Here is a 23477-nt window from a genome sequence, read left to right as displayed (position 1 = left end):
GATCAAGATTCTTCAATCACAATAAAACTAATGAGCTCAAAGTCATTTAATCCAGAAACCTCATCTACCAACGCTGATGTAGTCAAGCCTGAAAACAGGCTATCAATATCCTTCTCAGCTTTTACGTCCTGAATGGTATGAATCACAATATCCAACAATTCTGAATACTGGCTCATATCTTGTCCATCATTGGTTTTCTCATTAAACTTTTCATATGCTTCAGGAACTGGTTGATCCTTTCCTCTACATGCTTTACGTGCTACATCCAATAGATATTTGGCTTGGGTATAGTCATAAATGACATCACCACATTGATTAATATAGACTAAGTAATATGGATATAGGCGGTTGCTTTGGCTGTTAGGCGACTCAGGATGTCGTGCTCTTAGGGTAAAAATCACCCCTGCATTCAAACCGAGTTCTGGCTGTGCAGGCACAACAGTATGCAGCCCATTCGGTAATCGCTCCAATTCAGGATGTTCTTCCATATAACCAAGCAAATCCATACGGAAGTCATTTAGACCTAAATCAGTAATCGAAACCCCTGTATTGGCATCTTCCAAATCTAGTACTTCAGTTTGTAGCTTCTGTAATTGTTCACGACGATAGGCAATATCATTAGCTTGGGCACTGAGGACGTTATCATCTCCCGTACTGGTCATATCAACGATCACCATGCGATTCTCGACCCGTTCTCGCAAGTTAATATATTCATCCAGACTGATATCAGGCCAGTAATTAACGAGCTGAATGACGCTATTTGATGAGCCAATACGATCCACACGCCCAAAGCGTTGAATGATGCGTACAGGATTCCAGTGAATATCGAAATTAATCAAATAATCACAGTCCTGTAAGTTTTGTCCTTCAGAAATACAGTCCGTTGCAATGAGCACATCAATTTCTCTGGACTCTTCAGGGAATATGTCTGCTTTTTGCTTTGATTGTGGAGAGAATAGAGTGAGTAAGCCCTGCATATCATAACTTTGACGGCTTCCCACTCTGGTCTTGATCGTTGAAGTATTATCACTGCCGATCACTTTCGCACTGTGCAGACCATAGGTTTCCAGCAGGATAGGAGCAATATGCTCATAGATATAATTCGCTGTATCCGCAAAGGCAGTAAATATGATGACTTTACGGTTATTAGCATTAATTGGGTTCTGAATTTTCTCGACAACATGCGCTTTAAGATGTTGTAGTTTGGCATCCTTTTCAGCGTTAATCGGCTGAATCATTCGCAGTAAACCGAGAATAATGTGGTAATCACCGTCTAGATCCGTTTTCCAGCTCAACAGATCCATATCAGCCAAATGAATTTTTAGCTTATTGCCAATAAGGTCTTCAGTATTGAGCAATTCGCCATTCTCATCTTCATCGTAGCCAAAGTCGGGTGAAATACTGACCTCATCATCCGCCTGACGAGCTTCAAAGTCAGCAATTTTAGCGAGTATGTTTTCAATATTTTTCTTGATGACATTTAGCGTTAACCTAAACGCATGGACAGAACTTTCTAGGCGTTTCAGCAAGTTGACTGTCATCAAAGCCTGTAAACTTTTTTCACGGTCTACCTGTCTTAATTTACCTTTGCCTTCTACACGAGTATCAAAAATCTCTTCATATTTTCTTAAGGCACTTGGAAAGATATAGCTGACTGGTGCATAGACTGACATCTTGATTAAAGACAGATCCGCATAAATTTGATTCAGAGAAACACTATCCTGATCGGTTGATAATGCACAACGGAATGAAATCGGCTTGAGTCGTTGAGGGAACTGTCCAATATCTTTGGTGTCATAGAAAGTTTGTATGTGTTTTCTTGAACGAGCAATTGTCACGCTATCCAAAAGCTTAAAGAAATCGAAATCTAGAAGGTTAAGAATTGCTTGAGTTGTCCGTTGGGCAGGATCTAGTTTTGCCCAGGCATTAAAGCTGGCCTGTGCTCTACGGAATATGGTTTCTATATCACGTTCAGTATCGAGCTTATTTTCCAATAAAGCTGCATTGCCTTCATAAGCAAGGGCGAGTTGATTCTTAAGGTCAGTAAAGTGATTATTTACTGGCGTAGCAGATAACATTAACACTTTGGTTTTCACGCCCTGACGAATCACTTGATTCATTAAGCGGTCATAACGTGTTTCACGATCCTTAAACGTGCCACGGTTACGGAAATTATGCGACTCATCAATCACAACTAAGTCATAGTTGCCCCAATTGATTTTCGCCAAATCTATACCCAGGGTTTCACCACCTTTACGAGAAAGGTCGGTGTGATACAGCACATCGTAGCTAAAACGGTCTTTGGCAAAAATGTTCGTGACTAGATTGGCGTTATAATTCGTCCAGTTCGCTCCCAATTTTTTAGGGCATAAAACTAGAACACTTTTGTTTCGTAATTCGTAGTATTTGATTACGGCCAAGGCAGTAAATGTCTTACCCAAACCAACACTATCCGCCAAGATACAGCCATTGTAGGTTTCAAGTTTATTGATAATGCCTACGGCTGCATCTTTTTGGAAATTGAACAGCTTATTCCATACCAAGGTATCCTGATATCCTGTGAGATCATTCGGCATTACATCTGCATTGATATCTTCCAAGAAGTCTTTGAAGATGTTGTAAAGCATTAAGAAGTAAATACGTTCAGGTGGATTTTCCTGATATACAGACTCAATGTGTCGAATAATTTCACTGGTGACATCTTCAACTTTTGAGGGATCATTCCAAATTTGATTGAATAGCTGAATATAGGTTTGCACCATCGGCTGCTCATCAAAGCAGTTCACCATATTGGAAATAGCATTACCTTTTTCAAAGCCCAGTCCCATCGGGGTAAACCCCTGAATAGGCATATAGGTTAAGGACTGCTCAGATTTTTGAATACTGATGAATTCCTGCATCGGTGCATTGCTGTTATTCGATTTAAATGTTGCTTTTCGTCGTATCCAATCTGCACATTCTTTAGCAATTGCCTTTTGCGATAGCTGGTTTTTCAGATGAATTTCAAACTCTGTGCCATAAAGACTGCTTTCACGGTCTTGTTTAGGAATGACAAATTCACGTTTTTCCTTTTTTAGCTTATCTGTCACGTTATCCGCAACAAAGGTTGGGGAAGTAAAAACAAATTGCAGTTCTTCGATCTTTTCTAATTCTTTTTTTAAAGCAGCGTAAGCATAGATGGAGAAATAGGAAGCAGCGATCTTCAATCTGGACTTACTACTGAGATTTTCTCCAATATCTGAACCTAATGTGCTGTTGATGTTATCAATGAGTTTCATAAGAGATTAGGGGTAAAAGAGAAAAAGATGAGAAATTATAACAGGATGACAACCCTATACATGCTTCAGATTCGTAGTCAAACAGCCCATTTAAAAAAAAGTGTATAGGTGTGATGCCTTGTATAGTGGCGTTAGCCAGCGGCTTGCTGCACCTGGTATAGCTGAAGATCATGGGGCATAGGTCTCTTTAGATCTACGGCTTTACTCTATTTGAATAGAACCAGAGTTAATACGCCAAACTATAGAATCATGCACGTACAAGCTTCAGATTCGTAGTCAAACAGCCCATTTAAAAAAAAGTGTATAGGTGTGATGCCTTGTATAGTGGCGTTAGCCAGCGGCTTGCTGCACCTGGTATAGCTGAAGATCATGTGGGGCATAGGTCTCTTGAGATCTACGGCTTTACTCTATTTGAATAGAACCAGAGTTAATACGCCAAACTATAGAATCATGCACGTACAAGCTTCAGATTCGTAGTCAAACAGCCCATTTAAAAAAAAGTGTATAGGTGTGATGCCTTGTATAGTGGCGTTAGCCAGCGGCTTGCTGCACCTGGTATAGCTGAAGATCATGTGGGGCATAGGTCTCTTGAGATCTACGGCTTTACTCTATTTGAATAGAACCAGAGTTAATACGCCAAACTATAGAATCATGCACGTACAAGCTTCAGATTCGTAGTCAAACAGCCCATTTAAAAAAAAGTGTATAGGTGTGATGCCTTGTATAGTGGCGTTAGCCAGCGGCTTGCTGCACCTGGTATAGCTGAAGATCATGTGGGGCATAGGTCTCTTGAGATCTACGGCTTTACTCTATTTGAATAGAACCAGAGTTAATACGCCAAACTATAGAATCATGCACGTACAAGCTTCAGATTCGTAGTCAAACAGCCCATTTAAAAAAAAGTGTATAGGTGTGATGCCTTGTATAGTGGCGTTAGCCAGCGGCTTGCTGCACCTGGTATAGCTGAAGATCATGTGGGGCATAGGTCTCTTGAGATCTACGGCTTTACTCTATTTGAATAGAACCAGAGTTAATACGCCAAACTATAGAATCATGCACGTACAAGCTTCAGATTCGTAGTCAAACAGCCCATTTAAAAAAAAGTGTATAGGTGTGATGCCTTGTATAGTGGCGTTAGCCAGCGGCTTGCTGCACCTGGTATAGCTGAAGATCATGTGGGGCATAGGTCTCTTGAGATCTACGGCTTTACTCTATTTGAATAGAACCAGAGTTAATACGTCAAACTATAGAATCATGCAGATTTTTGAAAATGAGAAAATAAATTGTCACCCTAAATTTAATTACAACGTTCTAGGATGACAATTTATTGTCGGCCTACAGGACTATTTTAAATTTCTAACCTAGATCTAATTGAATTACTTGCCGTACTTCTTAAAATTGATGAAATTGACCAAAATGATGAAAAATAGTCAATTTGGAAAGACTTACGACAAGAAAATTTAAATAAGAAGAAATCATTTAAGTTATAATTTATCAATATAAAATGATAAAGAAAGCTTTAATGAGTACAAATAATCTTCAAAATATATTATTAGCCATAGGTGAATTTATTCAGCCTATTGCTAATACGCTAAACAAACTACAAAAAGATCCTGAAACAATTAGATTGTTGCAAAATATAGGATACTGGGTTAGCAACCATGACAGAATTTCTCCTTCTATGGAGAAAATCCTGACAGAAATGGAAATTAATTCTAATTTATCAGAGGCAGAGAATACATTTACTTATAAACAAATTTTTAAATTATTAAGTGATAGTGAAGATATTGAAAATACTAGTCTTTTCGATTTGATAAATCAGAGTTATTTCCGTGATCCTCTTCTAAAATGCTTCGATGAAATTGAAATAGGTAATCACTTTAAAAGAAGAAAAAATACTATTGAAGAAGCATTTAAACTCTATGAATTAAAATTTTATTCAGGATGTTTATGCCTTCTACATTCACAAGTAGAAGGAATTATTACTGATTATTTAATCTTTAAAAAAATTCTTCGTAAAGACATTAAAAGTGGAAAAACTGTTTTTATAGTTATTTCTGATAAACCTAAAGAAGAAACTACAACAGGTCTAAAAAGAAAACTTGAATTAGCAAAAGATATAAACGAAAGTTTTTCACGCTTAGAAATGTTCGAATTTGATAATAATTCAAATATTAAATTTCATAATGAAAGGAATGAGATATTACACGGTTCAAATATTGACAATTTCACTGTAGAAAGATGTCTAATCCTATTTATTTGGATTGATTCGATAGTTAGCTCAATATATAAAGACGAAACTTACTTAAATAGCCTAAATAAAAAAGTTTAAAAAGGTAGTGTTCAAAAATCTATGTAATTTCAATAAAATGAATCAAACAGGAAATGACACATCCAGTAGTTTTCTCAAAATTCTATAAAGTTGTTTTTGGTTGATTCGTACGCCAAGCTATAAAAAAACGTAAAGTCTTTCAAACGGATGATTCTGTACGTAAAGTGATTTACCTGGCAATTGATGCAGCATCTAAAAAGTGGAATATGTCGATTCGCGACTGGCGTTTAGCCATGAGTCGCTTTATTATTGAATTCGGTGACCGCTTAAGCAATCACCTTTAATTTATGAAAAGCAATTACACAAAATTATTTACAGGCTCTCAAAGAAAGCTAGTTGAAGATACTAGAACTTAAAATCTATTTCTCCAAATTTAAACTTAGGGAAATCGTGTAAAGATTGCTCTTTCTCTTTATCTAAAACCCTTATAGGTGTTTCATCAACATCAAGTTTCCACCAACTACCATTTTCACTAACAGTTAAGCCCTTAACCAGCTTACCATTAAATCTTTTATAAATAATTGGTTTTGCTACACCTTTATCACCCTCAGAATTACACTTTTCAATAATAGCTTCTATACAATTTAACATCCCTAATGAAATTTTAGATGGTGTACCAAGAAGTTTTTGATACTCCGCATTTAACTCATTCGTATAAGCTTTCATACCAATTACTCCAATGCTCCCCTTAGGAATCTGAGTAATTATAGGTACTGCCTTGATACCCGTATCCGTCTGCTCTTCAGTTAATTTAACCTGATAAAGAAAATTTTCTCTTGTATGCGGGCAAGATAAAGCAAATAGATACTCATTATTAATTACTCTTTTCCAACTGTCATGACCTAAAACATGTTTAGATGCTGAACTAAGAGCTTCTTTTATTGAATATTCAATAATCTGCTTAATATTATCAATAGTTATAGAATTAAAAATATCCCTATCTAAATATACATCATCATCATATTCTGTATATGCAGGTCCATATAATTGGTTATCTCGTGTATTACAATGTCGGATTAATGAATATTTAATACCATTTTCATCGTAATCATGTTTTACCCTTATCTTATCTAAATGCCCAACAACACTATTTATCACATGCTGTGCTATCAATGTGCTCCCAGCTAAAGCTATTACACATTCACCTTCATAACCTCTAAAAGGCACATAATTTTTAAATGTTCTTAAGAAATATGGTGCATGTACTACGATAGGAACAGCGTATATTTTTTTAAAACCAGAAAGTAATGTCACATTATCTGAAGTAATTGCAGAATCACCTATAAAAAAGATCTCGTCACCTTCATAACCTGCTACAACTAATGTCATAAATCACCCCAAATTTCCTACGACTAATGCTAAAGCCTTTGCACCTAATAATTTAACTGCATCAAAAGTTAGCTCTAATCCTTTATCTAAAGCTGTACTCTTAATCTTATCCCACACAGGTTTACTTCTTATTGTGTCTAAAAGCTCATGACCTTTCCAAGTTAGTCCATCAATATCCAAAGTCTTATCTCTATCATCAGCAAATAGATATTCATATGACCCTTTTAAAAATCCAGCCTCAAGAAGTAATACAGAGTTTTGAATTACAACATCTACTTGAGCTGTCTCTTTTACAAATTCATCAAATTTATCTTCTTCAACAGAGATAAGAACCTGTCTAATAATTTCCCAGTCTCTTTTCATATGTATCTACTTTAAATTATCTTTAATTTTTTCTGCTAAATTTGCTTCAATCAACCCTTTTGACAAGCAAGTAAGTGTTACATCAAATGTAGTACTACCAACTTTAAATTAGATCTCTTGCGTTAGTCAAAATTTAAACAAGCCCAACAATCAAAGATTGAGGGCTAATTTAGCTTACATATTTTTATAGATGGTATCGCGCCTATCAACGTCTAGTACTAATACAACAATCCTATCGTCAATAACCTGGTATACCAATCTATATCCTGCTGATCTAAGTTTGACCTTATAAAGATCAGTAGATCCTCTCAGCTTGTTTTTAGGTATCTTTGGATTCTCTAAGATTGCTTCCAATTTACGAATAAATTGTTCAGCTATTTGAGGATTTAATTTATCAAACTTCTTCAGAGCTGCCTTTGCGAACTCTAGCTCGTAGGTCATTAATAGATACCTTTACTGTTTCTTCAGTATCGACTTGTTCAGCTAGTTTTAGAAGTTCCCGATCTTCAACTAAATCCATCAGTCTTTCGTACATATCAGCAGGAACACAGTAAAACGCAGGGTTATTCCTATTCAGAATAGCTACAGCTTCACCGAATCCATTATTTACGACTTCCATAGGATTCTTTTTAAGTTCAGAAACACTAGCCACAAATCGACTGTGGATAATGTTATTCATGTCAGTTTTCTCGGTAGATGTGTCCTACATCAATTTGTAGCTAATTGACTAGAACTGCTCCTCGGTAATTAAAGAGATGCTACAAAACCAAATACAATATAACCAAATTAGAAACCTGATGCAAGACCTATTAACAGGTCGTTATAAGGATCATAACAAAATGAAAATTAAAGGATGCAAACGACAGTCCTTCTTAGGTCAAGCCGTACTTAATGGCGTTCAACTAATCTTTTACCTGATCAGATGTTGGGCTAATGAAGAGCTTTTCTATAAGTTGGGTATCACAATCAAGAACATACTGATGCGATATGGCACAGTTAGAGCAATGCCCTACGAATGAGAGATCCTATTGCCTGGAAAAGCAGAAGCAACTTATGATTTGTAAGTACAGTTCAAGGGACAGATGGAGCAATTTCACTATGCTCCGACTATCCCTTTTAATGGATTTAAAACAGAATGTTATCGTAACTTAACTGAACCACTTCAGAATTTGATCTTTGAAGTTAATAATCAAAGTTCCTAAAGTCTGAACAACAACTGAATAAAATTTAAATTTTTCAATGTCTCGTTCAACTGAATTAGGAGTAATTATTGTAGGTTTTTTCAAATTCTTTACATTACTGTTTTTTGGCTTTCGCTTCTTTTTTCGATGCGCCATGAGAATACTCCAATAATAAGAGTTAATGCGTGGCTGCACGAATGAGAGATAACAGTAATGATTCCCAAACGTGCAAAGTTAGCAAGTTGGGTCATTAAGAGTTGCCTTTTAAGCAGAGATAGAAAGGTTCTTTTGAATTGAGAAGTTACGAGTAGTTATAAATAGGATGGTTGAAGTAATCTTTTTAAATTTTTTAAATAAGGAAGAAATGGACGGTTCTATGTTAGATTCTAAAGAATCTACTAGATTAGAAGAAATCGGTTCAACCTGTTTTATTGCATTAAATTCATAGGAATATAAGTTATAATTATGAGAACGGTTAAAGGTATTCAAGACCATTTCAGTTAGCTGTGCAATACGGTCATGGATACGACTCGAATCCATATTGTTTTGACCTTCTATAGCTAAGAATGCTCTTCCAATCGCAATACTAATTTTTTTTGCATCGAAAGCTTCAATATCACCAGTACGCTTGATAACTTGAAGACTTCTAGTAGTAGAAGCTTCACAATCATTATGATCGCTTAATTGATTTTTTGGTCGCTTTGTCTTTGCCGCGTAAGACTTAAAGGCTTTGAATAAACCTGGCATTTTTTTAGGTATATCTGACTCCATTTGAAACTCCTTATAACGTCATAGTGAAAAAATGTTTTAAACATACTCCTTTTATATAACTTATTTATATTTGCATCATAAATGCGCTATTTAGTAGTTGTCAATAAATTAAAACACAATATATTGTGGATAACCCTATGTGTATTCACAATATATGGGTGGTAAAGTAGTTATAACGCCTAATTATGCATCTCTTCAATTGAAGAGATGCAGAGTGATTTAGTTAATAAGAAAAATTCTGCATTATTCATATTTGGGAGAACCCTTACTATCTAAATAAGTTGTAGTACAGGTTGGATATGCGGAACATGACCAAAATTTGTAATCTTTTTTGGTTTTTGCGCTCTTACCTTGTCTAAGGATAAGTTTTGCATTACACACTTTACATTCAAATTCTGAAAGTTTTGGCTTAGCGGCTATTACACCTGGCTTTCCTTTTGAATCGGGTTGAGTATGGTCACAAGTCGGATAGTTTGAGCATCCCCAAAACGGTTTTTTACCACGAGTGATTTTTTTTAGATAACCACTACATTTAGGGCATTTATGAGTTTTATCTACTACATTTAGTTTTTTTTGTTTTACCTGATCAATTTCATCACTAATGAAAACCATTAGCTGTGATATGAATTTTTGCACTTCATCTTTTTGGCGTATTTCTTTAATTTGTTCATGCCAAATAGCTGTCATATCAGGATATTTAATGGTATCCGGCAGAGCATCATAGAGCTTTTCCCCCGTTGCTGTAGGAATGATATTTTTGCCTTTTTCAACTAGAAATCCACGATTGAATAAGGTGGCAATAATACTATCTCTTGTGGCTGGAGTACCAATAGATCCATGATCTGATGCTTTATCTTTATCCTTTTCTACTAAAATTTGTTTGAGCTTTGGATCTTTAATATATTTTGCCGCACGAGTCAGATCTTTTAACAAGGTTGCAATAGTATAAAGTGGTGCAGGCTTTGTTTCCTTTTGCTCACAAATACCTTCAACACAAACCCCCTGGTTATTATTCTGAAGTGATCTTAAATCTAAGTTTTGAGCTTCAGGATTATCGGCAATTTCGTCATTGCCAACATCATTTTTATATAGTGTTTTCCATCCCCATGTTTTAGGAACGTTTGAAATAGTTTTGAATTGATGCCCTGAACATTCAGTAATGATCGTTGTTTCTTCATATTCATACTTAGGATAAAACTGTGCGATATATGCACGAGCAATTAGAAAATAAACATTCTTCAGCTCTTCTTTTAGCATGTTTACATCATACGTTGATTGCGTTGGAATAATCGCATGGTGAGCCGAAACTTTATCACTATTGAACGCACGGCTTTTTATACTTGGATTTGCATTTAGCACAACATTCTTAAATAGATTCGAGTTTTGACTAATTGCGCTTAAAACTGCTGGTGCATCATCGTGCATCTCTTCATTTAGGTATTCACAATCGGATCTGTTGTAAGTAATTAACTGGTATTTTTCCCGTAATTCTTGAGTAATCGACTTTACCTGGTCAGGCTTGTATCCAAACTTTCGTGAAGCATCAGATTGTAAAGTTAAAAGGTTATAAGGGAGTGGTGGTGGAGTTTTCTTACTTTCAGTTGTAGCACGAAGAATAATAGATGGTTTTCCATGAATGTTATTCTTTACTGATTCTGCAAAATCTCTATCAAGAATTCGTTTTTTGTCATCAACTGGATCATTCTCTTTTGGAATATAGTTGCCAATATAGTTAACGCCAAAATCAAAATTCCCCTTGATTGTGTAATAAAAGCTTTTTTTATGAGCATTGAACTCCCTATATCTTCTTACAACTAAGCCTAAAATTGGTGTTTGTACTCGACCAACTGATAACACCCCATCTGAGCCAGCTTGTAATGTGTAACCGCGAGTTAAGTTATAGCCAAACAATTGATCGGCAACACTTCTAGCTTCAGCCTGTAAGCCTAAATGCTCATATTTTTTGTTGCTTTCAATAGCATCTAAAGCACGTTTTACAATGGCTGGGGTATAGTCATTGACTAAAACACGATAAACAGGCTTATTGTTTCCAAAGTATTCAAGAAGTTCATCAACTAATAGCTGGCCCTCATCGTCAGGATCACCAGCATTAACGACTGCTTGAGCATTCTTTATAAGATTCTTAATAATGTTTACTTGCTTTTTTTTATCTTCACTAACTTTTTTGTCCAGGGAACATGACAAAAAGGAAGATCAGCCATACTCCACTTTGCATATTTTGATCATAATCTTCAGGATCTGAAAGTTTTAGCATGTGGCCAAAGCACCAAGTCACTTTATCTCCATTACTACATTCAAAAAACCATCATTTCTAGTAAAACTTGATGAAACTTGTGCTGCAATAGCTTTTGCTAATTCAGGTTTTTCTGCAATAAATAATCTGCTCATAGACTTACCTTATTTATTAGATTTATTAACAAATAAGCCTATAGGGAAGAATATCCCCCTATAGGCTTTAGCGTTATTTTCCGTAGGGTTTGAGAATCATATCTTTATTTACCATTACGTTAAACTGATAACCAGGACGAATACGAATAGTGGGTGCAATATTCAAATTTCGTCTGATTAACTCTTGTCCTGTTTGAGACCACTGGCGGCCTAACTCTTCAGCCAGTGTTTCACGATTATTTTGCGAGGTAGATTGGTTATTACTATCATCGTCACCGACAGCAATTTGACCTAATGCAGAGAACATGGAAATAAGAGTCGCTTGGCCAAAAATACGCCCATAATGATTGTCAATTTTATCTTTAAATCCAGCATACCCAGCTTTATCTGTACCTTGCATATTGCCTAATGACATAGAAGACCCGTTCGGGAAGATAATACGTTGCCAAGCAACTAGGCCTCGTTTTTGCCCCATTGTGATGCCATTGTCATAAGTACCAATCAGCTTTGAACCTTGAGGAATAAGTAAGAATCGTCCAGTTGTAGAGTCATATACATTTTGACGTACTTGGCCAATAATTTGGCCTGGTAAGTCACTGTTCATTCCAGTAACCAAGGTTGCAGGGATCACCGTACCTGATTTGACTTCATAATCACTCATTGGATCAATTAATGCTTTGGCTAAATAGAAGTTGTCATTTGATTGGCGTTGAGTCCATTGTTCTTTTTCACCTTGGCGGTTAATCGCATACATATCATTTTCACTTTGACCTTGACGACTATTTGGCATAAATCCATCTTTTCCAGAATTTCCTCCACCGAGTAATCCGCTTAAAGTACTAGGTTGCTGTGATCCACCGATTTGACGTAACCCAGCAGTGTTATTACCCGTTGATGTAGGTGCGCCTAAGACTGTACCTAAATCATTTTGAGCATTTGCTCTTTGCTGTTCTATGCTTTGTAGGCGATTCATTTTTGCTTGGAAAACTGCTTGTTGTTCAGCCTGTTTAGCTTGCAATTTTATATCAAGGTTACGTCTTTCTGCTTCAAGAAGCATTAAGCGTCTTTTGTTGGCTATATCTTCAGGAGAACCCTCAACCACGCCAACAGCAACGGGCTGTTGATTTTGAGCTGTAGCTCCACCACAAGGTTGCTGCTGTGGTGTGCCATCAGGATTCATTATGGGTTGTCCTTGAAGATCTAAAACTGGCTCTAAACAACCAGGTGTAGGCAGTGTATTTTCAGGAATTGATCCCGAACCTGTATTGGTAAAGAGATCTTCAGGATTGGCTGTTTCAGTTGTGTTTTGAGCCTGTTCATCTTCTTTTTGAACATCTTCTGTATTACCAGCTTTCAGCATAGCTAAAGCGGTAAGAAACAAGACTAAGCCAACTACACACGCAATAACAATAATTGGAAACTTTGTAAGTCTACGACCACCACTTAAAGCTTGTGATTCACCTTGTTGAATATCTGGGGAGTGATCATCGCGGAGGTTTTCATTATTTAATTGTTGATCTTTTTTATCTAAATCAGACATATTTAGTTCTCCTTGACTGTATAGCCAAAGAATGGCTGCCACGGCTGATTTTTAGGTTTTAAGGCCATGCCGACAGCTTCTATACCAGCTAAGTTGATCACTACCGATACCGAATTTTCTGCAATAGGTGAAACACGATACTTTAAAACGGTAACTGTAGTATTCACGGGTACAGGAGCTTCAGCAATTGCATACCCCTTTTTCTGTAAATTCGTTTTAACTGTTTCATAAACAGAAGATTTTTTTGATCAGGTACAATTAGAAGATTTGTATTGGCCGCAGGACTATGCAACACAACGTAATTTGAAACTACTTCTGCTACTGCAACAGAATTAGATTGGTCTACGCCATAAACGATAGAGCCTTTTGGAGTTGTGGCACAGCCTACTAAATTCAAACTGAAGAGTGATACAAGTGAAAGTGTTACGGCTTTTGAGAGCTTTTTCATCATAATACCTCCTTACTTGCGCTTAATATCAACACGGGCTTGTTGGCGGCCTACTCCACTAATCAGCATGGCGTGATTAATTACGTTATCCACCACAAAGCGATCACCTACTAAACGGTAATTAATAAGTTGTTCTTTTTTGTCAGATCCTACTGCAAGTAACACTGGTAGATTTTCATTCTTCCGGGTCACATTTTCACTGAATTGGATATACGTTTTAGATCCATCCGTATAAACACGCAAAGGCTTCCACGGTGTATTACTTCCACTAATCTTAAAATTAAAGTCCAGGTTAGAAATATTTTGGCCATTCGACATAATGTTATTAGCATTATAGGCTTTAACTTGCTGTTGGTATTTTTCCCAAGCCGCTTGAGTATCTTCAGGGTAGCTAAATGCTGCAAGTGGCATCCAGTCTTTTAGTCGGCTTAAAAGTTTTACAACATACAATCTGCGATCAGTTGAGATAGTCATATTCGTTTCTAGGTTGCTGTCTTTAGGCTTAATGATGATGACTGAAGTTTGAGTTTCACCTGATCCTATAACTGATGGTGCAACATTCCATCGAACATTATCCGCAATATCAATTTGTTGTATTACTTCACCAGGCTGAAGTTTTAAAGTACAAGCATATAAAGGTGCACAAACAATAGTCGGTAAACTCGCACCATAAGCAAAAACCACAGCTCCATCATTTCCATGAGTAGGCATGTCGTTACGCTTGATCCATGAGTTTGCAGTAGCCACGCCTTTAATTTCTTTTGGCGATAGTTTAGGTTGAATACCGTTAAAGTAATTCACTGGGATAGTATTGTTTGTTCCACTGGCTACCCCATTACCAATAGGGTTTTGACTTAATTGTTGTTGAGCTTGATTAGCTGTTTGCAATAGTTGATTGATTGTCTGAGCATTCACACCATTGTTTAGTTGTTCGGCTTGCTGGGCTAAGATCTCGGAAGCTTGAGCTGGGCCAATGGTATTGGCGAATGCTGAGTTTGTAGCGATTAATGCAATAGCAATAGAAAGAGTCTTTTTCATTTGTAAATATACCTATATCAGAGATTTCTTAGAATTTTGTTGACCAGTTGAAGTCTTGGACGAATACACCCATAGGATTACGTAAGATATTTGCTTCATCGTTTGGCGGAGCTAATTGCACAGTAATAATTGCCGACATTTCTACTGAAGACAGCGGAACACCATCACGGCTATGTTTTTGTTCTAGCCATTCAACACGCCAAGAGTTTTCTGAAATTGGCAATACATTATGAATTTGAACGTTGACTGTTTCTGACTCAGCGCGTTTAAAAGGTACATTAGCTTTATAGAAAGCTGTCATTTTCGTATGTGCTGGGCTTCCATTTTTCAGCATTGCGTAGACATTGTTAACCATGCCCTTTTGAGCTTCAAAATCAGTATAGACACTTCGACTACCTTGGATGAAAGATGCAATTTGTGCCTTCACAATACGGCTATCGGGCTTCATCGCAATGTCTGCACGTTGAACTGCAACATTGGCCCCCAAACGATCTACCTGGACGACATAAGGGATAAACTTGCTTTGAGAACCAATGTAAATCACACCAAGTACAGAGATTAAAGCGATACAGCTATTAATGACTGCAATAACACGCCAGCGATTACGCTCTTTAATATAAGACCCATAACGCTCCATCCATTCCCTACGGCCATTCAAATAAGGGTTACTTGCTTGTGCAGAGTTAGAAGTTTTTTTAGGCTCTTCAGTGCCTTTTTTAGATTTTATAAACATGGTTTTACCTAATATTTAGGTGATGGCTATGAACTAGCCATCAATTCAAAGTGAATTAAGAAATAGTGTTGTCGTTGTTGCCGTCATTATTTTTTGACGTTGGATTTTCTTTAGGTTGTGATGACTCTCTACGAGCTTTCAGGTTATCCCGTTGGGTATTCATTGTTGATGCCATTCGGCCACCTAAAGATGTTCCACTTGTTTGTTTACTTGATGTCTGACCAGTTAAACGCCCTCCAAGATCATTAGCCAGCCCTCCTGCATAGTTTTTACCAGCTTGGCTGATTAAGCCGAGCATTGATCCCCTCTGACCGCCAACAGTAGGAGATCCACCATCTGCATTAGATGATTTAAGTTGTTCACTTGCTAATTTGAATGATGATGATACAGCTGAATTTTGCCCCGCTGTTGCTACAGCTGCACCAGCCGCAGCACCACTTACAGCCGCTACCGCACTTGTTAAAGCACCACCGCTTGCAATTGATGTTCCATTAATGATGCCCTGAACAATTTCAGGAATTACTTTGGTTAACGCCAAAAGAATGACTGAGCAACCAATAATACCCAAAATGTCTTCAAAACTTTTTGGATCGGTATTGCTCATCCAGCTGTTCATTAACTCTAAGCCAAGCCCAGCAATTAATTGAAGTATAAATAACTTTGCTCCCACCGAAACGGCATATTGCAATGCTCTAATTGCATAGTCTTTTGTCCATTGAGTACCGCCAAAACCCATTAAAAGAACACTAGCTGAGATTACGATATACATTTCAACGAGTGCCAGGACTAAAAAGGCGCAGATTAGAGCAAAACAAATCATAATGATGATGCCAGCAATGATCAAACCGAGTGAGTTTGCAGGCTCCAATAAACTTGTTTGGTCATAAATGTTTTTAACCAAAGCCCATGCTTGAATGAAGAAGTCGGATGGTGTGAAAAAGCTATAGCCGCTAGCCTGCCCAGCTGCCTGTCTAAAACTATTTACAATTGCTTCAGCAAAGGTAGCTGCATTGAGTAATAACCAATACATGAACCCAATAAACATAATTTGGGTGACAATCGTGGAGATCCATGTATTAAAGTCAGTTGTTCTAAATGCTAAACCAATCATAGACCAGGCAAACTGAATAGTTGCTAGTAGCCAAAATAAACTTGTTGCAATGCTTAGAAGTGGCCCACGCCAAGCAGTTGAACTAGATTGAAATTTTCCAATCATATCGTCTACTACTGTTGGCGAAAGTGCGTGTGCTGATTGAGTATAAACAAACGCAAATATGCACAACATTAGCATAATCAAATAACCTGCCTGTTTTCTGGCTACTAGCGTTAGCATTTTAGAACTCCTTACCCTTGTAGTTGTAGTTTTTGTTACTTTCAGAGTTCTCAGTAGCTGTTGCTTTTTGATCATACGGCTTATCGCCAATGTCTTTATTTTCAGACTTACTGCAACCGACTAAAGTTAAGAACGTAAAAGTTACAATCACTAAATATTTTTTCATTACCAAGACTTCCCTTTCAAACTGTAATCATTCTTAAAGGTAGTTGATTCACGCCATGCTTGGCGTTGACTATCTTTAATTGCCTGAGCTTGAGCTTGAGCTTCCATTGTTGCACGTTGGCTTGTAGCCAAAACTGAATGGAGATCATTCATTTGTTGACCTAGCACACCTAATAGCTGATTAGTGCCTTGAATTTGTGACACTGTAGAAGCACCAGCAGATCCAGCCGACTCACTTAATAAATTACCGATTTTGATGTTTCGATCAGCAATTGAGTTAACGCTCGCCTGGGCTTGCATGGCTGTCGCATTCGCATTTTGGAGCTGATCAGACCACTTACTGAAATCTCGCAACATTTGTTCAGGAGTCTTATTTTTATAACTTTGAGCATTAGGATATAAAGCCTTAAATTCAGCCTGAACTTGGCCTACAGACTGTTTTAGGCTGTTAGATGCTTGAATAACTTTATTCAAGTCGGACGCCTGTTGGCTCATTTGGGAGAGAATGCCTGAATAATTACTTACACCGAGTTGGCGTAGCATTTGCTCAGATAATCCGTTTCCACGAATAGCCTGGTTAATTTGATTAACTTGTTGGCTAATTTGTGTAGCTTGATTAGATGCACTGATAATCATGTTGGCAAAATTACTACCATCAAAGACAGGAATACCAGCGGAATTAGCAGTTGTTGAAATTACTAGAGTTGGTGCAAGAACGCCAAAAGTAGTCGTTAAGCTTACCACCAAAGCTAAGGTTTTATTTTTGAAATGCTGTTTCATTTCTTACCTCTTTTTCGTTAACGAAAATTTTTACCTGATTTACCAATTGATCTCTTTAGTTAAGTCACCTCCATCTGGGTTAATCCCCTTGAAAGTCACTTTGATGCCGTTGCAATAGCGGCTATTAAAAATAGCTTTGGAATGTGTTTGGCCATCGGGGCAAACTGGACTGTTAACTCGTTTAAAAAATGGCTGAGATTGTTGGGTAATCTGATTTTGATTGCCATTTGGCCCAATAAAAGAGCAATGTGGAAAGCCTTTACCTTTTGCTAGGCGTTTTTTTACTTCAGCAATTGTTGATGCACATTCAGCTAATCCTTGCCCACCAGCGAAGCATAAAACTGCTTTACATCCAAAATCATCTGCCATAGCAATAGATGAAAGCGAGGCTCCACCAATTAGCACAGAACTAAGCAACAGCTTCTTGAATAAAGTCATGTGTGATTCCTTTTTGTTTTAGCCATTCAAATGGCCATTTGTTACCGTAAATCTCTATTAACCCTCTAATTTCTTTGTGATTGTCTTTATAGTTGGCAGCAACAAAAGCTAGAGCAATATCATCTAGGCTTAAAGTGAAAAGGCGTTTACCCTCAGAGCTTAGATAGTAGTAATCTCGCTTTCGTGTGGCATTTTTAATGATTTCAATTTCAACGTCATTTAGGCCGATTGCTTTATAAAGATCAAGAGGGCCAGGAACTTTATCAGTACCCTCTTTATCTGCCTCAGCATTCGGAAGAAGAATTTTCGTTAAACAGTTTTCAACTAGAACATCGAAAATTCCAGAATTTAAAGCATCAGTTAAAGATTGAGTTGCCATCACAACAGAGCAATTAGCTTTACGTAATACTTTTAACCATTCACGAATTTTTTCGCGAAATGTTGGATGACTAAGCATTAGCCAAGCTTCATCAAGTGATAAAATTGTTGGACGACCATCGAGTGATTTTTCAATACGTCTGAAAAGATACAATAGAACTGGAAGTAAATTCACCTCACCCATTTCCATAAGATTTTCAATTTCAAAAACAGTCCACCAACCAGCATTTACATTGAGATTATCTTCAATCCCCGAAAGAATCCCCCCTGCTGCTGTCGTGGAATATGGATCAATAGCGTTTCGGATCTCAATATCTTGTATCTCAGAGATAAATTCGACTAAACCACGTTCACCAATTGAGGTTGAATCACGGAAAGAAGCCAGGGCTTTTGTAAGTGCCTGGCGTTGTGTCGGAGTCAGCGGTTTTTTTGCTTGTAATTCAAAGCAGGTTGAAAGCCAATCTAAAGCCCAGGAAAAATCTGAGTCAGTATCAATATACTGAAGTGGTGCAAAGCGAAGATCTGTGGCAGTGCCAGTATCACCACCAATATCGTAATGAACACCACCACAAGCTTGAGATACAGCCCACATGGAATTGCCCTTATCAAAAGCAAAGATACGTGCATTTTGATACCGAAGAAACTGTACAGCGATAGTGTTGAGTAAAACTGATTTACCGGAACCTGTTGGGCCAATAATTAGAGTGTGGCCTACATCATCAACATGAAGATTCAATCTAAAAGGCGTTGCTCCACTTGTAGCTCCAAAAAGTAAAGGTGGGGAATGAGGTGCGAAGTACGGACAAGGATTTTCAGGGCGACCAGCCCAAACAGAACTTAAAGGAATCAAGTCTGATTGGTTTAAAGTATGAATGAGAGGTCGTCTAATATTTGCATCAGCATGGCCTGGAATTGTTCCAATCCAGCTTTCAAGTGAGTTGATATTTTCAATTCGACAAGTAAAGCCTAAACGTTGGATCTCCCGTACTACAGTACGAGCATCCTCATGAAGATCTTTTAAAACTTTACCAAAAATCACAACCGTACTTGTGAAATAGCCATAAGAAACTAATCCACTTTCAGCATCACGTACTGCTGCATTCGCACCCTCGGCCATATCTAAGGCATCTTGGTTAATTTTTCCCTCAGTTTTCAAAGTCTGAGAAACAAAACCACGTACTTTTTGTCGCCACTTTTTTTCAACGCTACGAAGCTCTTTAATAGCAGTTTGGTTGTCTAAGTAAATCATTCGGTTAGACCATCGGTAAACCATTGGTAAAGTTTCTAAGACAGCCAAGATATTTGGATAAGATTCAGGTGGATAACCCTCAATAGTTACCAAGCACATATAACGATCATCTATTTTTGGAGTATCGCCTGTTACCAAAAGATGATTTCCAATAAAAGTATCTAAGTAAGCACCATGAGGAGGTATATTTTTCTCTAAAAAATCACCTGTGATACAGAACTCCAAATAATTTACTAATTGATCCCTAGTGTGATTCCTACCTAAATTATCTGTATAGGTGTATGAAGTCATACGCTGAAGTTGAATGGCATTAGCTATTAGATCTTCAAAAATTAATAACTGTTTTTCAAAGTAATCGAGGAGTAATTCTTCAGAGTTTTTCTTTTCAGATTCTTGGCTATCTTCCCATACTAAGTTTGATAACTTGTTTGATGTTCTGTTAGGAGGAAGATAAGAAATAATTAAAACGTATTCTGTGACGAAGTGTTGCCCTTCTTTTTGAAACTTTAAGCGTCTTTGCTGATCAATCAAACGGCTTAATGGTTCAGGGAAATGATTTTCTGCATCCGTTGGATAGTAATTGTCAGTTAATCGGGCCGCATCATGCCAAGTTACCCAGCCATCACCTAAGCGTGATAAAGCAGCATTGATACGAGCGGTAATATAGTTCCGTTCAGCGTAAGATGATGAGCTGATGTCATCCGCACGATAATAATAGCCAGCAATTAAAGAGCCATCTTTGCCGATGACTACACCAGGGTTAATCACTGAAGCAAAGTTAAGTAAATCTGGTAATCCCTTAGCTTTATCTCGATATGTATTCAGTTTAAACATAGTCAATCCTATTGTTATTCAGTACGGAAAGGGCGTGACTTAGGTTGATAAATTTTTTGTTGTTTGAGTTGTCGTCTATAGATCTCAGAAGCATAGGGATCAAACTTGGCCATTCTTCTTAAAAAATACATAGCGACAAACCACAATGCGATACCAATAAGAATACTCGGTAAGGTTTTAATAGCTGCAATTAAAGCGAATGTAATAAGCCCAACTAATAGAACTGGGATACGTTCACCACCAGCCATAAGATTTGGTCTGTGTAAACTTCGATTAATGGTTGTCTTTCGTAGTTCACTCATGTTTACCACCCTAAATTTGGCTAGTTGAGAAAGCTCAACTAGCCACACGTTGTTAAAGTCCTGGTAATAGAGCAGATTTACCAGTTAATTGTGTTAAGAAGCCAGCTGCAAAGACGATCACAGCAACAACAAGTACAATTACAATCATGGTACGTACAAAACCAGTAATTTCACCACCAAAAGCCAGAGCTAGACCAGCTCCCAAAATACAGAGAATGGAAATGCCAATTGCTACTGGCCCTGTAAGTGAATCAACTAACTTTTGAAGTGGTGATTCCCACGGCATACCACCACCACCAGCACTAGCCGCATGAGCTAAATCAGGCAAAAAAGCATAGTTACTACGGCAAACAGCATCAGTGTCATACCGAGAACTTTTTTTAGATTTTTTTGTGTTTGGAAAAATGTTATTTGAGGGTTTTCGATCATTTTGTATCTCTCATTCATTGATAAATTGAAAATGTGTATTCGCCATTTTTGAAACCATCAACAGTGATAATTTCTTTGATTTTTCGACCCGTTGGAGTTTTCTCAATACAGACCACTACGTTAACGGCTTCAGCAATAAGTTGCTGCATTGGATTTGCTGAAACCTCAGCGATTAATTGTTCCATACGGATCAAACCAGCCCGTGAGTCATTGGCATGAACCGTAGCGATTCCCCCAGGGTGGCCTGTATTCCAAGCTTTTAATAATGCTAATGTCTCTCCTCCTCCACGGACTTCACCAACTAATATGCGATCAGGGCGCATACGCATCGTAACTTTTAATAGGGTGAGCATACTGACGTTAATGTTTGAACGCATAACCACAGAGTTTTCGCTCTTACATTGAATTTCGTTGGTATCCTCAATAATGACGAGTCGATGTCCTGGATGCCTATTGGCAACAGCATCAATAATTGCATTAGTTAAAGTGGTTTTACCTGTTCCCGTACCACCAACAACTAAAATATTCTGTCTTGAGTCTACAGCTTGAATGATCAATTCTTTTTGAGCATTGTCCATAATTCCATCATGAACATAATCTTCCAAGGTGAAGATTTTCTTTGCCTTTTTACGAAGTGCAAAAGTTGGCTTTGCAACTATTGGAGGGATAACTCCCTCAAAACGGCTTCCATCAATTGGTAACTCGCATTCTAAAACTGGATTTTCTGTTGTAATGGTTGTGTCTAGTAATTTAGCAATCGTATTCATCATTGAAATGGCGTTAGGCGATGACATTTCTCCAATAACTTCCATTTCTTTACCAATTCTTTCGCACCATAAACGACCATCAGGGTTAAGCATTATCTCTACCACATCATCTTGATTTAAAAGGTCGAGTATGGATGAACCCATTTCACGTTTAAGTTTATCTAATACTCGTTGAGTATTAGCATCGGTTATAGTCATTTTTACCCTTTTGATGTAATGCTAATTTCAAGCTCTTGTGAGTTTGTTGAATTTTCTGTAATGAACCTGAAAAGTCGATCCAAACTACTCCAAAATCGAGGTTGTTTTTTTGCAGTTACTAACAAGGATTCTCCATCTTTCCAAGTTAATGAAATGTAAACGGAGAACTTTTTCCCTATGGGTACAATCCTGATATGAGTAATAGCATTGTTTTCAAGACTTTCGACAAGCATAGACTCATTTATCGTTGTGTCAGTTAATAAAAGCATCAAATAAACCTTTGATATTTATAAAAATTTACTAACTTAAAAGTTAGAAATATCATTTCCTTTGTTCGTATTAAAAGTAATCTCATGATGAAATTAAATTAATAGCGAAATGTTTTTGAGAATATATTTGAACAAAAAGAATATTTTGTTTGGTTGAAATATAAACATTTAATTGTTCGATTAAAAGATATGTTTACACTTTATTACAAACAGCAAATTACTGTTTTTAATATCCGATTTACCAATAATTATTTAACTTAAGTTGATATTTTACATAAATTTTTTGATGGTGATATGCTGTGTAAAATTTTTGGGAACAGTTGTTATGATTACCACATTAAAAGAGATTGGAAGAATATTAGCCATCCTAGATGATGCTGTTTGGTTGAATAACGCCAAAAAAGAAATTCTAGATGTTTCTCTTTTTTGGAGTGTCTATCAACATGCTTTTGAACTGATCCTGACTAGCAATATTGTGCTTCCCAGTGATGAGCGAAGATTGCGTAGAATCAAGACTGTTGTGTCTAAAAACAAATTTTGGCAAGCAGATCTCAAAAAATGCAAAGAGATGTACTTATCTGGCCAGTTTACTGCTGCTGATCTCTATCACGTAATTGAAGGGTATAACGAAGAAGCTGAATATATCTTTATTGCCAACCATTTTTCTGCTTTTAAGGAAGAAGCTAATTTATCCTCTGCTGAAATTGCCAAGGTTATGAAAATAAATAAAAACAGTGTCTTATCATGGATAGGGCATAAGAGAAATATGCCAAAGCAGGCTTACAAAGATGCACAGAAAATTTTTAAAAATTTTCGTTAACGAAAAAAATCCACAAAATGTAGGCTATGAAAAAATAGCCTACATAATTTTACAAAAACACAATGTAACACTCTATTGTAATACTTTGATGCT

General features: G+C 37.1%; 23 protein-coding genes and 2 pseudogenes. 3 read left to right on the top strand and 22 right to left on the bottom strand.

Annotated elements, in window-relative coordinates; all coding sequences use genetic code 11:
* Positions 1–2: 2 nt before the first annotated feature.
* The gene (locus HGD77_RS16485; protein ID WP_168731040.1) at positions 3–3278 is read right to left on the bottom strand and encodes a helicase-related protein; all 3276 of its coding nucleotides are present in this window, start codon (positions 3276–3278) and stop codon (positions 3–5) included.
* 1522 nt (positions 3279–4800) lie between these two features.
* Here HGD77_RS16485 and HGD77_RS16480 point away from each other — a divergent pair.
* Both HGD77_RS16480 and HGD77_RS16475 read left to right on the top strand, forming a co-directional pair.
* Positions 4801–5610 carry a hypothetical protein gene (locus HGD77_RS16480; protein ID WP_168731039.1) on the top strand — a complete coding sequence of 270 codons (810 nt, stop codon included), beginning with the start codon at positions 4801–4803 and terminating at the stop codon, positions 5608–5610.
* 107 nt (positions 5611–5717) lie between these two features.
* Positions 5718–5894: pseudogene (locus HGD77_RS16475) on the top strand (IS256 family transposase); the annotation flags it as partial.
* Positions 5895–5955: 61 nt separating this feature from the next.
* Here HGD77_RS16475 and HGD77_RS16470 read toward each other — a convergent pair.
* The 21 genes and pseudogenes from HGD77_RS16470 to HGD77_RS16370 form a co-directional block, all read right to left on the bottom strand.
* Positions 5956–6939: a hypothetical protein gene (locus tag HGD77_RS16470; protein ID WP_168731038.1), complete on the bottom strand. Its 984-nt coding sequence runs from the start codon at positions 6937–6939 to the stop codon at positions 5956–5958.
* Between the two features lie 3 nt (positions 6940–6942).
* A complete protein-coding gene (locus HGD77_RS16465; RefSeq protein ID WP_168731037.1) occupies positions 6943–7302 on the bottom strand; it encodes a DUF2513 domain-containing protein in 360 nt (119 codons plus the stop codon).
* 174 nt (positions 7303–7476) lie between these two features.
* A complete protein-coding gene (locus HGD77_RS16460; protein WP_086384323.1) occupies positions 7477–7743 on the bottom strand; it encodes a type II toxin-antitoxin system RelE family toxin in 267 nt (88 codons plus the stop codon).
* A complete protein-coding gene (locus HGD77_RS16455) occupies positions 7697–7981 on the bottom strand; it encodes a type II toxin-antitoxin system Phd/YefM family antitoxin (RefSeq protein ID WP_168731036.1) in 285 nt (94 codons plus the stop codon). The genes HGD77_RS16460 and HGD77_RS16455 overlap by 47 nt, the downstream gene beginning before the upstream one ends.
* 469 nt (positions 7982–8450) lie before the next feature.
* Positions 8451–8639 (bottom strand): hypothetical protein, encoded by a 189-nt coding sequence (locus tag HGD77_RS16450; protein WP_168731035.1) that lies wholly within the window; start codon positions 8637–8639, stop codon positions 8451–8453.
* 315 nt (positions 8640–8954) lie between these two features.
* A pseudogene (locus HGD77_RS17110) lies at positions 8955–9116 on the bottom strand (hypothetical protein); the annotation flags it as partial.
* A 381-nt stretch (positions 9117–9497) separates the two neighbouring features.
* On the bottom strand, positions 9498–11459 hold the full coding sequence (locus HGD77_RS16440) for a DNA topoisomerase (protein ID WP_228761487.1): 1962 nt from the start codon (positions 11457–11459) through the stop codon (positions 9498–9500).
* A gap of 277 nt (positions 11460–11736) precedes the next feature.
* Complete coding sequence (locus tag HGD77_RS16435; protein WP_168731034.1) at positions 11737–13203, bottom strand: TrbI/VirB10 family protein; 1467 nt, start codon at positions 13201–13203, stop codon at positions 11737–11739.
* A 2-nt stretch (positions 13204–13205) separates the two neighbouring features.
* Positions 13206–13370, bottom strand: a complete 165-nt coding sequence (locus HGD77_RS16430; protein ID WP_168731033.1) for a hypothetical protein — start codon at positions 13368–13370, stop codon at positions 13206–13208.
* A complete protein-coding gene (locus HGD77_RS16425) occupies positions 13367–13654 on the bottom strand; it encodes a hypothetical protein (protein ID WP_168731032.1) in 288 nt (95 codons plus the stop codon). Before HGD77_RS16425 ends, HGD77_RS16430 begins: the two co-directional genes overlap by 4 nt.
* A gap of 9 nt (positions 13655–13663) precedes the next feature.
* Positions 13664–14689 (bottom strand): P-type conjugative transfer protein TrbG, encoded by a 1026-nt coding sequence (trbG, locus tag HGD77_RS16420; protein ID WP_168731031.1) that lies wholly within the window; start codon positions 14687–14689, stop codon positions 13664–13666.
* Between the two features lie 28 nt (positions 14690–14717).
* Positions 14718–15422, bottom strand: coding sequence for a VirB8/TrbF family protein (locus HGD77_RS16415; protein WP_168731030.1), 705 nt, complete (start codon positions 15420–15422; stop codon positions 14718–14720).
* 55 nt (positions 15423–15477) lie between these two features.
* Positions 15478–16755, bottom strand: coding sequence for a P-type conjugative transfer protein TrbL (gene trbL / locus HGD77_RS16410; RefSeq protein ID WP_228761486.1), 1278 nt, complete (start codon positions 16753–16755; stop codon positions 15478–15480).
* Position 16756: 1 nt separating this feature from the next.
* Positions 16757–16921 (bottom strand): hypothetical protein, encoded by a 165-nt coding sequence (locus tag HGD77_RS16405; RefSeq protein ID WP_168731021.1) that lies wholly within the window; start codon positions 16919–16921, stop codon positions 16757–16759.
* Positions 16921–17700 carry a type IV secretion system protein gene (locus HGD77_RS16400; RefSeq protein ID WP_168731028.1) on the bottom strand — a complete coding sequence of 260 codons (780 nt, stop codon included), beginning with the start codon at positions 17698–17700 and terminating at the stop codon, positions 16921–16923. Before HGD77_RS16400 ends, HGD77_RS16405 begins: the two co-directional genes overlap by 1 nt.
* 39 nt (positions 17701–17739) lie before the next feature.
* Positions 17740–18138, bottom strand: a complete 399-nt coding sequence (locus tag HGD77_RS16395) for a hypothetical protein (protein WP_168731027.1) — start codon at positions 18136–18138, stop codon at positions 17740–17742.
* Entirely contained in the window at positions 18110–20599 is a 2490-nt protein-coding gene (locus HGD77_RS16390; protein ID WP_168731026.1) for a hypothetical protein, read from the bottom strand. Before HGD77_RS16390 ends, HGD77_RS16395 begins: the two co-directional genes overlap by 29 nt.
* 14 nt (positions 20600–20613) lie before the next feature.
* Positions 20614–20901 carry a conjugal transfer protein TrbD gene (trbD, locus tag HGD77_RS16385; RefSeq protein WP_168731025.1) on the bottom strand — a complete coding sequence of 96 codons (288 nt, stop codon included), beginning with the start codon at positions 20899–20901 and terminating at the stop codon, positions 20614–20616.
* A 52-nt stretch (positions 20902–20953) separates the two neighbouring features.
* Positions 20954–21229: a TrbC/VirB2 family protein gene (locus HGD77_RS16380; protein WP_228761485.1), complete on the bottom strand. Its 276-nt coding sequence runs from the start codon at positions 21227–21229 to the stop codon at positions 20954–20956.
* A gap of 115 nt (positions 21230–21344) precedes the next feature.
* Positions 21345–22295, bottom strand: coding sequence for a P-type conjugative transfer ATPase TrbB (gene trbB, locus HGD77_RS16375; RefSeq protein ID WP_168731024.1), 951 nt, complete (start codon positions 22293–22295; stop codon positions 21345–21347).
* Between the two features lie 2 nt (positions 22296–22297).
* Entirely contained in the window at positions 22298–22564 is a 267-nt protein-coding gene (locus HGD77_RS16370; RefSeq protein WP_168731023.1) for a hypothetical protein, read from the bottom strand.
* 325 nt (positions 22565–22889) lie between these two features.
* On the opposite strand from HGD77_RS16370, the gene HGD77_RS16365 reads away from it, so the two are divergent.
* Positions 22890–23384, top strand: coding sequence for a hypothetical protein (locus tag HGD77_RS16365; protein WP_168731022.1), 495 nt, complete (start codon positions 22890–22892; stop codon positions 23382–23384).
* Positions 23385–23477 lie beyond the last annotated feature (93 nt).

Origin of the sequence: Acinetobacter sp. NEB149 (assembly GCF_012516415.1) — a bacterium.
Taxonomy (GTDB): Bacteria; Pseudomonadota; Gammaproteobacteria; order Pseudomonadales; family Moraxellaceae; genus Acinetobacter; species Acinetobacter lwoffii_V.
This window is presented reverse-complemented; position numbering and strand designations above follow the sequence as displayed.